This window comes from Pseudomonas asplenii, from assembly GCF_900105475.1.
In the GTDB taxonomy this organism is placed as follows: domain Bacteria; phylum Pseudomonadota; class Gammaproteobacteria; order Pseudomonadales; family Pseudomonadaceae; genus Aquipseudomonas; species Aquipseudomonas asplenii.
The window spans coordinates 4,467,620-4,481,359 of sequence record NZ_LT629777.1 but is presented as its reverse complement, the minus strand read 5'-3'; the positions used below and the strand labels follow the sequence as shown (position 1 = coordinate 4,481,359).

Sequence of the window (13,740 nt, the reverse complement as noted above, 5' to 3'; positions counted from 1 at the left end):
TTACCCGCGAAGACCTCGGCCCAGGCAACACGCTATGCCGGGAACACCGAGTCGCCCCCTTCGCGGGCAAGCCCTGCTCCTGCGGCAAGACCTGCTCCCTGCCTCCAAGCGGTTTTGAACACCATGAATAGCACCTCTGCAAAAGCCCATATGGACATTCCCCAGCCGCTGCGCAAAAGCCGTCTGCGCAACCCCGGCTGGTTTCTGGTCAGCCCCTCGGTCGCCCTGTTGCTGCTCTGGATGATCGTACCGCTGGGCATGACCCTGTACTTCTCGCTGATCCGCTACAACCTGCTCTATCCCGGCGAAAACCAGTACGTCGGCCTGGAGAACTTCAGTTACTTCCTGACGGACTCGGGCTTCCTGCCCGGCGCCGCCAATACCCTGTTGCTGGTGGGCAGTGTGCTGCTGATCAGCGTGGTATTCGGCGTACTGATCTCGGCCCTGCTGGAAGCCAGCGAGTTCCTTGGCCGGGGTATCGTCCGGGTGCTGCTGATCTCGCCGTTCTTCATCATGCCCACCGTCGGTGCGCTGATCTGGAAAAACCTGCTGTTCCATCCGGTCTCAGGCGTGCTTGCTGCGCTCTGGCGGCTGTTCGGCGCCGAGCCGGTGGACTGGCTGGCGCACTACCCGTTGCTATCGATCATCATCATCGTCTCCTGGCAGTGGCTGCCCTTCGCCATCCTGATCCTGATGACCGCCATGCAATCGCTCGATCAGGAACAGAAGGAAGCCGCACGCCTGGACGGTGCCGGCGCCGTCGCGATCTTCTGGCACCTGACCCTGCCGCACCTGGCCCGGCCCATCGCCGTGGTGGTGATGATCGAAACCATCTTTCTGCTGTCGGTGTTCGCCGAGATCTTTACCACCACCAACGGCGGCCCCGGCTATGCCTCGACCAACCTCGCCTACCTGATCTACAACCAGGCGCTGGTGCAGTTCGATGTCGGCATGGCCTCCGCCGGCGGGCTGATCGCCGTGGTCATTGCCAATATCGCCGCGATCATCCTGGTGCGGATGCTCGGCAAAAACCTGACAGACAAGCCTTGAGGCCCGCGCCATGACTCTGACCCTCAAACAATCGCGCCGCCTGCAGAGCGTGCTGCTCGGCATCCTGGCCTGGGCCCTTGCCCTGCTGATCTTCTTCCCGATCTTCTGGATGGTGCTGACCAGTTTCAAGAGCGAAATCGACGCCTTTGCGACGCCGCCGCAGTTCATCTTCAGCCCGACCCTGGAGAACTACCTGCATATCCAGGAGCGCAGCGACTACCTGCGTTTCGCCTGGAACTCGGTGGTGATTTCCTTCAGCGCCACCGCCCTGTGCCTGCTGATCGCGGTGCCGGCGGCCTACTCCATGGCGTTCTACGAAACCCAGCGGACCAAGCGCACCCTGTTGTGGATGCTCTCGACCAAGATGCTGCCGCCGGTGGGCGTGCTGATGCCGATCTACCTGCTGGCCAAGTCCTTCAACCTGCTCGATACACGCCTCGTGCTGATCGTGATCTACACCCTGATCAACCTGCCGATCGTGGTCTGGATGGTGTACACCTACTTCAAGGACATTCCCCGGGACATCCTAGAAGCCGCCCGCCTCGACGGCGCCACGCTGTTGCAGGAAATGCTGCGGGTGCTGCTGCCGATCAGCAAGGGCGGCCTCGCCTCGACCCTGCTGCTGTCGCTGATCCTGTGCTGGAACGAGGCGTTCTGGTCACTGAACCTGACCTCCTCCAACGCCGCGCCACTGACCGCACTGATCGCCTCCTACTCCAGTCCCGAGGGGCTGTTCTGGGCCAAGTTGTCCGCCGTATCGACCCTGGCCTGCGCGCCGATCCTGATCTTTGGCTGGATCAGCCAGAAACAGCTGGTACGCGGCTTGTCCTTCGGCGCCGTGAAATGAACAGCACCCCTTGCGGGCGCCGGCTTGCTGGCCACCTGTCACCGCCAGGCTCGCTGGATGGCCGCCTTCGGCAGCCCCCCGGCTCCTACAGGGCCAAGAACATCCGGGAACACGCGGCAAACATCTATTCAAGAGGAGCCACAGCATGGCCAATCTGAAAATCAAGCATCTGCAAAAGGGCTTCGAAGGTTTCTCCATCATCAAGGGGATCGACCTGGAAGTACGCGACCGCGAGTTCGTGGTCTTCGTCGGCCCGTCCGGTTGTGGCAAGTCGACCCTGCTGCGGCTGATCGCCGGCCTGGAGGAAGTCACCTCCGGAACCATCGAACTCGATGGCCGCGACATCACCGAAGTCAGCCCGGCCAAGCGCGACCTGGCAATGGTATTCCAGACCTACGCCCTGTACCCGCACATGAGCGTGCGCAAGAACATGTCCTTCGCCCTGGACCTGGCCGGGGTGGCCAAGGCCGAGGTCGAGCGCAAGGTCAACGAGGCCGCGCGCATCCTTGAACTCGGCCCCTTGCTGGAACGCAAGCCCAAGCAGCTCTCCGGCGGCCAGCGCCAACGGGTCGCCATCGGCCGGGCGATCGTGCGCAACCCGAAGATCTTCCTGTTCGACGAACCGCTGTCCAACCTCGACGCCGCCCTGCGGGTGCAGATGCGCCTGGAACTGGCACGCCTGCACAAGGAATTGCAGGCGACCATGATCTACGTGACTCACGACCAGGTCGAAGCCATGACCCTGGCCGATAAGGTGGTGGTGCTCAACGGCGGGCGCGTCGAGCAGGTCGGTGCGCCGCTGGAGCTGTACCACTCGCCGGCCAACCTGTTCGTCGCCGGCTTTCTCGGTACCCCGAAGATGGGCTTTCTCAAGGGCAAAGTCAGCCGTGTCGACGGCCAGGGCTGCGAGGTAGAACTGGACGCCGGTACGCGCATCAGCCTGGCACAGAGTGGCGCCAGCCTCAGTGTCGGTAGCCCGGTGACCCTGGGCATTCGCCCGGAACACTTGGAGATCGCCAAGCCCGGTGACTGCGTGCTGCGGGTCACCGCCGATGTCGGCGAACGCCTGGGTAGCGATACCTACTGCCACGTCCGCACCCATTCCGCAGAAGCGCTGACCATGCGCATCCGTGGCGACCTGGCCAGCCAGTACGGCGAAACACTCGAGCTGCACCTGGACAGCCGCCATTGCCACCTCTTCGATGCCGACGGCATTGCAGTGCCCCGCGCACTGCAGGCCGCAGCCTGATTGCCGAGACCCCGACACCATGAACCTGAACAAACAGAACCTGCACAACCTGTCCGCAGACATCGCCCTGCCCCAGTACGCAGCGGCCAATACCCGGCAAGGCATCGCCCACATCGGCGTCGGTGGTTTCCATCGCGCCCACCAGGCCTACTACACCGATGCCCTGATGAACCTCGGCGAAGGCCATGACTGGAGCATCTGCGGCGTCGGTCTGCGCCCTGAGGACCAGGCGGTGCGTGACGCCCTGGCGGCCCAGGACTACCTCTACACCCTCTACGAGTTGGGTGACGGCGATGACACCGAGACCCGCGTCATCGCCGCCATCAGCGGCATGCTGCTGGCCCAGGACGATGCCCAGGCGCTGATCGACAAGCTGGCCTCGGCCGAGATCCGTATCGTTTCGCTGACCATCACCGAGGGCGGCTACTGCATCGACGACAGCAACGGCGAGTTCATGGCCCACCTGCCACAGATCCAGCACGACCTGAACCATTCCGACGCCCCGCAGACGGTCTTCGGCTTTCTCTGCGCGGCCCTCGCCAAGCGCCGGGCCAACGGCATCCCGGCCTTCACCCTGATGTCCTGCGATAACCTGCCGCACAACGGCGCCGTGACCCGCAAGGCCCTGCTGGCCTTCGCCGCGCTACGCGACGCCGAGCTGCATGACTGGATCGCCGCCCACGTCAGCTTCCCCAACGCCATGGTCGATCGCATCACGCCCATGACCAGTTCCGCCCACCGCCTGCAACTGCACGATGAACACGCTATCGACGATGCCTGGCCGGTGGTCTGCGAGCCTTTTGTGCAGTGGGTGCTGGAAGACAAGTTCGTCAATGGCCGACCGGCCTGGGAAAAGGTCGGTGTCCAGTTCACCGACGACGTCACGCCCTACGAGGAAATGAAGATCAAGCTGCTCAACGGCAGCCACCTGGCCCTCACCTACCTGGGTTTCCTCAAGGGCTATCGCTTCGTCCACGAGACCATGAACGACCCGCTGTTCGTCGCCTACATGCGTGCCTACATGGACCTGGACGTGACCCCGCAACTGGCGCCGGTGCCGGGCATCGACCTGACCGTGTACAAGAACACCCTGGTCGAGCGCTTCTCCAACCAGGCGATTGCCGACCAGTTGGAGCGGGTCTGTTCCGACGGCTCGTCGAAATTCCCCAAGTTCACCGTGCCCACCGTCAACCGGCTGATCGCCGATGGCCGCGAGACCGAGCGCGCAGCGCTGGTGGTGGCGGCCTGGGCGCTGTACCTCAAGGGCGTCGACGAGAACGGCGTACGCTACCGTATTCCCGACCCGCGGGCCGAGTTCTGCCAGGCGCTGGTCAGCGATGACAGCCTGATCGTGCAACGCCTGCTCGGCGTGGAAGAAATCTTCGGCACGGCGATTCCCAAATCCGCAGCCTTTATCAGCGCCTTCGAGAACGCCTACAACAGCCTGCGGGACGTCGGTGTGAGCAAAACCCTGGAGCGCCTGCTGGCGCGGATCTGAGCCATGCGATACGACTTGCTTGTGTTTGCTCAATGCTTCCAGGCGGACCTTTTGTAGGAGCAGGGCTTGCCCGCGAAGCTTCAGCGATCTCACGGGCGCATTCGCGGGCGAGCCCTGCTCCTACAGGATTGTGTTGAAACGATAACCGTACGATCCAGCCCCAACCGCCAGGCACTACCATGAACCAGAAACTCTACCTCGGCATCGACTGCGGCACCCAAGGTACCAAGGCGCTTGTCCTCGACAGCGTCAGCGGCCAGGTGCTGGGTCAGGGCTCCGCTCCCCATGAGCTGATCAGCGGCGCCAACGGCCGCCGCGAGCAGGACACCGGGCAATGGCTGGAGGCTTTCATCCAGGCCACCCGCCAGGCCTTGCACGCTGCGCAAGTCGACGGCCAGGCCATCCTCGGCCTCGGTGTTTCCGGCCAGCAGCACGGGCTGGTGCTGCTCGACGCACAGGGCCAGGTTCTGCGCCCGGCCAAACTCTGGTGCGACACCGAAAGCACCGCCCAGAACCAGCGATTGCTGGACCACCTGGGCGGCGAACAGGGCTCGCTCGAACGCCTCGGCCTGGTGATTGCCCCCGGCTACACCGTGTCCAAGCTGCTCTGGACCCGAGAAAACCACCCGGATCTGTTCGCCCGCATCGCCCATGTCCTGTTGCCCCACGACTACCTCAACCACTGGCTGACCGGTCGCGCCTGTGCGGAGTACGGCGATGCCTCGGGCAGCGGTTACTTCGATGTGCGCCAGCGCACCTGGGACCTGCCGCTGCTGCACCACATCGACCCCAGCGGCCGTCTCCAGGCCGCCCTACCGGAACTGCTAGAGGCCCACCAGCCGGTCGGCCGGATACGACCCGAGATCGCCCGGCAGTTGGGTATCAATGTCCAAGCGGTAGTGGCCAGCGGCGGCGGCGACAACATGATGGGCGCCATCGGCACCGGCAATATCCAGCCGGGCGTGATTACCATGAGCCTCGGTTCTTCAGGCACCGTCTATGCCTATGCCGAGCAGCCACTGATCAGCCCGGATGCCTCGGTCGCGGCGTTCTGCTCTTCCAGCGGTGGCTGGCTGCCACTGATCTGCACCATGAACCTGACCAATGCCACTGGCGCCGTGCGCGAACTGTTCAAGCTCGGACTCGACGAGTTCAATGCGGCGGTGGCGCAAGCGCCGATCGGCGCCGACGGCGTCAGCATGCTACCCTTTCTCAACGGCGAACGGGTTCCACCCCTGCCCCAGGCCAGTGGCAGCCTGCTGGGACTGACCCTGAACAACCTGAACCCGGCCAACCTGTGTCGTGCCGTGGTCGAGGGCACCACCTTCGGCCTGCGCTATGGACTCGACCTGCTACGGGGCAACGGCCTGCACAGCCAGAGCATCCGCCTGATCGGCGGCGGCGCGAAGAGCCCGGTATGGCGGCAGATGGTCGCCGATATCATGGATACTTCGGTGATCTGCACCGAACAGAGCGAGGCCGCCGCCCTCGGCGCGGCGATCCAGGCGGCCTGGTGCGAGTCCGGCGGGCTTCACGACCTGGCCGAACTGTGCGAGCGTTGCGTCAGCCTCGATACGGGCAGCGAAACCCGGCCGATCCCGGCCAATGTCAGCGCCTATCAACCGATTTATCACCGCTACCGCCAACAGGTCGCGGCCCTTCAAGAGTGAGCATCCATGTATCTGGTCTGTGGTGAAGCACTGTTCGATTTCTTCAGCGAGCCTGACGCGAGCGGGCAAGCATCGAAGGTGAACTTCAAGGCGATTGCCGGCGGCTCGCCGTTCAATGTCGCGGTGGGCCTGCGCCGCCTGGGAATCGACTCGGCGTTGCTGGCCGGGCTGTCCAACGACTATCTGGGCCGGCGTCTGCGCCAGGTTCTGGGCGAGGAAGGCGTGCGCGCCGATTACCTGCTGGACTTCGACGCCCCCACCACCCTGGCGATGGTCGCCGTGGGTGCCGACGGCTCGCCCCATTACAGCTTCCGGGGTGAAGGCTGCGCCGACCGCCAGTTGCAGCCCGAACACCTGCCCACGCTGGGCGACGAAGTCCGTGGCCTGCATGTCGGCTCCTACTCGCTGGTGGTGCAACCGATCGCCGATACCCTGCTGGCTCTGGTCCGCCGGGAAAGTGGCCGCAGACTGATCACCCTCGACCCCAACGTGCGGCTCAACCCGCAACCGGATATCGGCTTGTGGCGCCAGCGCATCGCGGAACTGGCCGCACACGCCGACATGATCAAGGTCAGCGACGAGGACCTGGGGTTGCTCTACCCTGATCGCGAGCCACAGGACATCGCCCGGCAATGGCTGGAGCAGCGCTGCCAACTGGTGTTCCTGACCCGTGGCAGCCAGGGCGCCAGCGTCTACAGCCGACATCATGGACATTGGTCGGTACCGGCCCGCGAAGTGCGTACCGCCGATACCGTCGGCGCCGGCGACACCTTCCAGGCCGCACTGATCGCCTGGCTGACCGAGCAGCAACTGGACTCGGTAGACTGCCTGGAACGTCTGGAGAAAGTGCAGATCGAGGCCATGCTGAACTTCGCCGTCAGCGCCGCCGCCATCACCTGCGGTCGCGTCGGGCCGGACCTGCCTTACCGTCACCAGGTGGTTTGAAGACCCAAAGACGACAAACAGCGCCTTGAACGGTCATTGCCGACAGCAGACCGGCCCGGCCGTGGTGCAAGGCGCCTGAACAGTCAGCCGGTCACTGAGCCGGTGTATCGATGTCGTCGACCAGGCCCCAATCCTTGGTATCCAGCTCCTGTGCCGCCACGGGAGGGGCCGGTGGGGTTTTCTGCTGGATCGCCGCGCCGTCCTGGTGCAATTTCAGCCGCAGACGCAGGTTGTTCACCGAGTCGGCATTCTTCAGTGCCTCGTCCTCGTCGATCGCGCCCTCCACCACCAGGTTGAACAGCGCCGTATCGAACGTCAGCATGCCGCTGACTTCGGACTTCTCCATGATGCCCTTGAGTTCAGAGAACTCGTTGCGCTTGATGAAGTCGCGAACGGTCGGCGTCCCCAGCATCACCTCGACCGCCGCCCGGCGCTTGCCATCGGTGGTACGGACCAGCCGTTGGGAGACGAAGGCCTGCAGGTTGTTGCCCAGGTCGTTGAGCAACTGCGGACGGCGGTCTTCCGGGAAAAAGTTGATGATCCGGTCCAGCGCCTGGTTGGCGTTGTTGGCGTGCAGGGTCGAAATCGCCAGGTGGCCAGTGTCGGCGAAGGCCAGGGCGTGCTCCATGGTTTCGCGGTCGCGGATCTCGCCGATCAGGATCACGTCCGGGGCCTGGCGCAGGGTATTTTTCAGCGCCGCATGGAAACTGCGGGTGTCGACCCCCACTTCACGCTGGTTGATGATCGACTTCTTGTGCCGATGGATATACTCCACCGGGTCCTCGATGGTGATGATATGGCCACTGCTGTGCCGGTTGCGGTAGTCGATCAGCGCCGCCAGGGAGGTCGACTTGCCCGAGCCGGTAGCACCGACGAAGAGCACCAGGCCGCGCTTTTCCATGATGGTGTCGAGCAGGATCGGCGGCAGCTTGAGGTCTTCGAAACGAGGGATCTCCAGCTTGATATTGCGGGCGACGATGGAGACTTCGTTGCGTTGCTTGAAAATATTCACCCGGAAGCGCCCGACGCCCGGCAATGACAACGCCAGGTTCATTTCCAGCTCGCGTTCGAACTGCTGGCGCTGTTCGGCGTCCATGATACCGTCGGCAATCAGCGCCACCTCGCCGGCCTTGAGTGCGTCGGTGCCCAGCGGCTTGAGCACGCCATTGAACTTGGCACAGGGCGGTGCGCCGGTCGACAGGTAAAGATCCGAGCCGTCCTGGGCGGCAAGGAGTTTCAATAAGGCGTGGATTTCCATGGCAACGATGTCCGCAATACAGTCGAGTGAGGTTGAAATGCTCAGCCAGGCGTCATTTCAGATTGGCAACGTTCTACAGCTTGGCGGGATAATAGTCCGCCACGCAACCCAAAGCTTCACCTTCAAGGCAGGTTTATGAACGGATTGCTCCACGACAACGATGTCGCCAGCCTGCTCGCTCGCCTGGACTGGTCGCAGACCCGGCTGGGCCCACGGCAGGACTGGCCGCAGAGCCTGCGTACGGCCGTCGATATCGTCGTCCACTCACCCATGCCGATGCTGCTGATGTGGGGACCTGCGCGAGTACAGATCTACAACGATAGTTTCTCCCGGCTATCGGGCAACAAACATCCCCAGGCCTTCGGCCAACCGTTCGAGCAGGTCTGGCCGGAATACCTCGCGTTCAGTGCACCGCTGCTGCACGCCGTGGCACAGGGCCGTAGCGTTGAGCTGGCGGAGCAGCAGTTCGTCCTGCAACGCCCCGAGGGCGCTGTCGATTTGTGGCTGGACCTGACCTACAGCCCGGTACGCGATGAGTCCGGGGCGGTGACCGGGGTCCTCGTCACCGCCATCGAGGTCAACGAGCGACGGCTGCGCGCCCAGGAATTACAGCAACGCTCCGAAGCCAGCATCCAGGCCCAGCAGGACAGTGAGGAGCGCCTGCAACTGGCGATGGCCGCCACCGGCACCCTCGGCACCTGGGATTGGGATATCGACCAGGACCGCTTCGTCACCGATGCGCGGTTTGCCCGGCTGCATGGCGTCGATCCGGCACTGGCGGCGCAGACACCTTTGAGCGTGTACATGGAAAGCGTGCACCCGGAAGACCGTGGGCTGGTGGCACGCGGGATCAAGCATTGCCTGGAAAACAACACCGAGCACGCCGAGGAATACCGGGTCCAGACCGACAGCCAGATCCGCTGGGTCTTCGCCCGGGGTCGCTGCTACCAGGGCTCCCATGGCCGGGCCCAGCGTTTTGTCGGGGCCGCCCTGGACATTACCGAACGCAAGCAGAACGAACAGGCCCTGCGCCAGAGCCAGACCGAGCTGCAACTGGTGATCAATGCCGTGCCGGCGCTGATCAGCTATGTCGATCGCGAGGAACGCTTTCGCTTGAACAACAGCGCCTACCTCGACTGGTTGGGCAAGACCCCGCAGGAACTCTACGGCAAGACCCTGCGCGAAGTGCTGGGCGAACCGGCCTATGCCCTGCGCGCCGAACACGTCGCCGGAGCTCTGGCAGGCAAGGCCTGCAGTTTCAGCATCGACATGCCGCATCGTGACGGAAGCATACGACACGCCACCATGCGCTATCTGCCCCGCTACGGCCAGGATGGCGCGGTGAACGGTTTCTACATCTTCGTCAACGATGAGACCGAGCGCAAACAGACCGAGGAAGCCCTGCGCCACCTCAATGAAACCCTGGAGGAGCGGGTTGCCCAGCGCACCCAGGCGCTGGCCGAGTCCAACCAGCGCCTGCAGAACGAAATGTTCGAGCGCGAACGGGCCGAGGACGCCTTGCGCCATGCGCAGAAGATGGAAGCCGTGGGCCAGCTCACCGGCGGCATTGCCCATGACTTCAACAACATGCTGACTGGCATCATTGGCAGCCTGGACCTGATGCAGCGCTACATCGCCGCCGGACGCAGCAGCGAAATCGGCCGGTTCGCCGATGCCGCCGTCAACTCGGCCCAACGCGCGGCCGCCCTGACCCACCGCCTGCTGGCGTTCTCCCGGCGGCAGTCGCTGGACCGCAAGCGCATCGAGCCGAACCAGTTGGTGCTATCGCTGGAAGAACTGTTCAGCCGCACCAAAGGCGCACATATCCAGTTGCAGATGCGTCTGGGCCAGGATATCTGGGCAGTCAACACCGACACCGGACAACTGGAAAGCGCGCTGCTCAACCTGGTGATCAACGCCCGCGACGCCATGCCCCATGGCGGCACTCTGCTGATCGAGACCGCCAACAGCTACCTCGACGGCAGTGATATCCGCACCGTGGAACCGGTCAAGGCCGGGGACTACGTGATGATCGGCGTCAGCGACACCGGCACCGGCATGAGCCCATCGGTCATGGCCAAGGCGTTCGACCCGTTCTTCACCACCAAGCCCATCGGCCAGGGCACCGGCCTGGGTCTGTCGATGATCTATGGCTTCGCCCAGCAATCGGGCGGCCACGTCACGCTGCACAGCCGGCCGGGCGAAGGAACCTGCGTGCGCCTGTATCTGCCGCGCTTCCATGCCGAAGCGATTGAGCAAACCCCGCCCGTGCAAAGCCCGCAATCGCCGACCGCTTCAGCAGATGAGTCGGTGATGGTGGTCGAAGACGATCCGGCGGTGCGCATGCTGGTACTCAGCCTGCTGGACGAGTTGGGCTACACCGTCCACCCGGCCGCCGACGCACGCACCGCACTGCCGCTGCTGGAGTCGTCACTGCGTATCGACCTGCTGGTGACCGATGTCGGCCTGCCGGGCATGAATGGTCGGCAACTGGCCGAAATTGCCCGTCAGCACCGCCCCGGGCTCAAGGTGTTGTTCATGACCGGTTATGCGGAAAAGGCCGCCGAACGCCAGGGTTTCCTCGAAGAAGGCATGGACCTGATCGCCAAGCCCTTTACCCTCGATCTGCTGGCCAACCGGGTGCGCGACATGATCGGCCATTCATCGTGATCTTCAGGCATAATCGCGCGCCCCGGCAGCAGCCCCACCGTTTCAAGGTACTCCGTCCATGAAAGCCCAAGCCCGTCACATCCTGGTCAAGACCGCCGAGGAAGCCGAACAGCTCAAGCAGCGCATCGCCAAGGGCGAGGCCTTCGACGTGCTGGCCAAGAAGTACTCCACCTGTCCTTCAGGCAAGCGCGGCGGCGACCTGGGAGAGGTTCGTCCGGGGCAGATGGTGGGTGCCATCGACCAGGTGATCTTCAAGAAACCGTTGCGCACGGTACACGGGCCGATCAAGAGCAAGTTCGGTTATCACCTGGTGCAGGTGTTTTACCGCGACTGACGCGCAATCAGTGCCCCTCGCACCTGGATCACCCGGCTCGCCAGCCGATGCCCGGCCCGTGCCGCGGTCTGCGGGTCACCGCCAGTCAGCCGGCTGGCCAGATAGGCGGCACTGAACGAGTCCCCTGCCGCCGTGGTATCCACCACCTTCTCGACCTTCTGCGCCGGCACCTCGAATGCCTCGCCCTCGCACGAGAGCATACAGCTCTCGGCACCCCGCTTGAGCACCACTTCCGGGATGTCGATCTGCGCGTAGGCCGTGAATACCGCCTCACTGTCGGCATAACCGAACAGCGCCTGCTCATCGTCCAGGGTCAACAGGGCCATGTCGACATAGGGCAGCACTGAACGATAAGCCGCCCGCGCCTGCTCGACACCCGTCCATAGCCGGGGCCGGTAGTTGTTGTCGAAGACCACCCGGGTATCACCTTCACGAGCCTGGCGCAGCACCGCAATCAGTTTCTCCCGGCCGCGTTCACCGAGCACCGCCAGGGTGATGCCGCTGAAATACAGCACGTCGTAGTCCGGGAGCGCCGCCAGAACCGGCGCGGCGCTCGGAGCGGTGAAACAGTCGCGCACCGCCGCCTCGTTGCGCCAGTAGAGAAAACGCCGCTCCCCGTGCTCATCGGTCTGGATGCAATACAGGCCGGGCAAACGACCGGGCAGGCGCTGGACCTGGTCCAGGCCGATGCCCTCCTCGGCCCAGACCCGGCACATGGCATCGCTGAAACTGTCGTCGCCGAGGGCGGTGACGTAGTCCACCGAGCCGCGCCCGGCCAACTCGCGGCAGAGGTACACGGCGGTGTTCAGGGTGTCACCGCCGAAGCTTTGCTGCAGGCTGCCATCGGCGTGTTGTTGCAGTTCGATCATGCATTCGCCGATCAGGGCGATGCGCGGTGCAGGCAAGGTCAGGGTGGTCATGCTGGAAGTCTCTTGTTGTCAGGCCGGGCCTATTCGCGGCGGTCCGGCGCGAAAGTCTCAAGTCAGAAACAGGTCTCGAAGGTTTCAACCACCCGCAACTGCTCATCGACAATGCACCCCACCCGCCACTTGTCGAAGGTCAGACAGGGATGGGAGGTCCCAAAGGAAATGATGTCCCCTATCCGCAGCTGACACCCCGGCGCCACGCTCATGAAGGCATGCTGGTCCATCACCGCCGTGACCTTGCAGGCACTGATATCCTCGCCCACCGCCGGCACCACACCGGCCTTGTAGCGCAACAACGGCACCGGCAATCCGGCATCGAACGCCACGTCACGCTTGCCCAGGGCGATCACCGCAAACCCCGGCTCCGGCATCGACTGCACATGGGCCCAGACCTCCATGGCCGGTCGCAGCCCTTCATCCAGATCGGCCCGGCGGTGCAACACACAGCATTGCGCCTCCTTGTAGATCCCGTGGTCATGGGCCACATAGCTGCCCGGACGCAACACACTGAGAAAACGCCCGTCGGCATTTTGCGCCTTGAACGCCTCGGCGATCAGGTCGTACCAGGCCGAGCCCGAGGCGGTGATGATCGGTTTGTCGATGGCGAAGGCGCCGTTGTCCTGCAATTGCACGGCCAGGCGCACCAACGAACCGGCGAAAGCCCGAATCCCGCTGACCGCCTGGTCGCCGTGGATCACCCCTTCGTAACCCTCGATACCGGTCAACGCCAGCGCCGGCTGCGCCTGGACCGCCTGGGCCAGATCGAGCACTTCCTGCTCGCTGCGACAGCCACAGCGGCCACCGACCACGCCGTACTCGATCATCACGTTGAGCTTCAGGCCACGGCCAGCGAAGAACTCGCCCAGGGCAGCGACATTGTCCGGATGATCGACCATGCAGTGGAACTCGAACTGCGGGTCTGCCAGCAGTTCGGCGATCAGCGCCATGTTGGCCGAGCCGACCAACTGGTTCGCCATCAGCACACGCCGGACGCCAGCAGCGTAGGCCGCGCGGGTTTGCACGGCGGTGGCCAGGGTCAGGCCCCAGGCACCCTGGGCCAATTGGCGTTGGAACAGCACCGGGACCATGCTGGTCTTGCCATGGGGCGCCAGCTCGGCACCGCTGCGTTTGACGAAATCCTGCATCCAGCGGATGTTGTGCTCCAGCGCCTCACGGTGCAGGACCAGGGCCGGCAGACTGACGTCACTGACCAGTTGGGCGCCGATGGCGGCCGCGCCCTTTTCCACAGAGGGAATGTTCACAGGCATTTTCCAGACTCCTCATGACGCGGCC

Annotated in this window: 11 protein-coding genes; 8 read left to right on the top strand and 3 right to left on the bottom strand. The window is 64.0% G+C overall.

Translation table 11 applies throughout. From position 1 onward, the window contains the following. Positions 1-123 precede the first annotated feature (123 nt). The 6 genes from BLU37_RS20315 to BLU37_RS20290 all read left to right on the top strand — a co-directional run bounded on the left by BLU37_RS20315 (position 124) and on the right by BLU37_RS20290 (position 7,259). Entirely contained in the window at positions 124-1,050 is a 927-nt protein-coding gene (locus BLU37_RS20315; RefSeq protein WP_026007394.1) for a carbohydrate ABC transporter permease, read from the top strand. 10 nt (positions 1,051-1,060) lie between these two features. Beyond that, the gene (locus BLU37_RS20310) at positions 1,061-1,897 is read left to right on the top strand and encodes a carbohydrate ABC transporter permease (protein ID WP_010451356.1); all 837 of its coding nucleotides are present in this window, start codon (positions 1,061-1,063) and stop codon (positions 1,895-1,897) included. Between the two features lie 145 nt (positions 1,898-2,042). Further along, positions 2,043-3,146, top strand: a complete 1,104-nt coding sequence (locus tag BLU37_RS20305) for an ABC transporter ATP-binding protein (protein WP_090208143.1) — start codon at positions 2,043-2,045, stop codon at positions 3,144-3,146. A gap of 19 nt (positions 3,147-3,165) precedes the next feature. After that, the gene (locus BLU37_RS20300; protein WP_090208139.1) at positions 3,166-4,644 is read left to right on the top strand and encodes a mannitol dehydrogenase family protein; all 1,479 of its coding nucleotides are present in this window, start codon (positions 3,166-3,168) and stop codon (positions 4,642-4,644) included. 179 nt (positions 4,645-4,823) lie between these two features. After that, positions 4,824-6,314 carry a xylulokinase gene (gene xylB / locus BLU37_RS20295; protein WP_090208137.1) on the top strand — a complete coding sequence of 497 codons (1,491 nt, stop codon included), beginning with the start codon at positions 4,824-4,826 and terminating at the stop codon, positions 6,312-6,314. Between the two features lie 6 nt (positions 6,315-6,320). Beyond that, a complete protein-coding gene (locus tag BLU37_RS20290) occupies positions 6,321-7,259 on the top strand; it encodes a carbohydrate kinase family protein (protein ID WP_090208133.1) in 939 nt (312 codons plus the stop codon). A gap of 91 nt (positions 7,260-7,350) precedes the next feature. On the opposite strand, the gene BLU37_RS20285 is transcribed toward BLU37_RS20290, so the two are convergent. Further along, positions 7,351-8,517 (bottom strand): PilT/PilU family type 4a pilus ATPase, encoded by a 1,167-nt coding sequence (locus BLU37_RS20285; RefSeq protein ID WP_010451351.1) that lies wholly within the window; start codon positions 8,515-8,517, stop codon positions 7,351-7,353. Positions 8,518-8,652: 135 nt separating this feature from the next. On the opposite strand from BLU37_RS20285, the gene BLU37_RS20280 reads away from it, so the two are divergent. Next, positions 8,653-11,187, top strand: a complete 2,535-nt coding sequence (locus BLU37_RS20280) for a PAS domain-containing hybrid sensor histidine kinase/response regulator (protein WP_090208132.1) — start codon at positions 8,653-8,655, stop codon at positions 11,185-11,187. 58 nt (positions 11,188-11,245) lie between these two features. Continuing rightward, the gene (locus BLU37_RS20275) at positions 11,246-11,521 is read left to right on the top strand and encodes a peptidylprolyl isomerase (RefSeq protein ID WP_007932676.1); all 276 of its coding nucleotides are present in this window, start codon (positions 11,246-11,248) and stop codon (positions 11,519-11,521) included. Here BLU37_RS20275 and BLU37_RS20270 read toward each other — a convergent pair. Together BLU37_RS20270 and BLU37_RS20265 are read right to left on the bottom strand one after the other, a co-directional pair. Continuing rightward, on the bottom strand, positions 11,509-12,441 hold the full coding sequence (locus tag BLU37_RS20270; protein WP_090208129.1) for a sugar kinase: 933 nt from the start codon (positions 12,439-12,441) through the stop codon (positions 11,509-11,511). The genes BLU37_RS20275 and BLU37_RS20270 overlap by 13 nt on opposite strands. A 62-nt stretch (positions 12,442-12,503) precedes the next feature. Continuing rightward, a complete protein-coding gene (locus BLU37_RS20265) occupies positions 12,504-13,715 on the bottom strand; it encodes an amino acid deaminase (RefSeq protein WP_090208126.1) in 1,212 nt (403 codons plus the stop codon). Between the last annotated feature and the right edge of the window lie 25 nt (positions 13,716-13,740).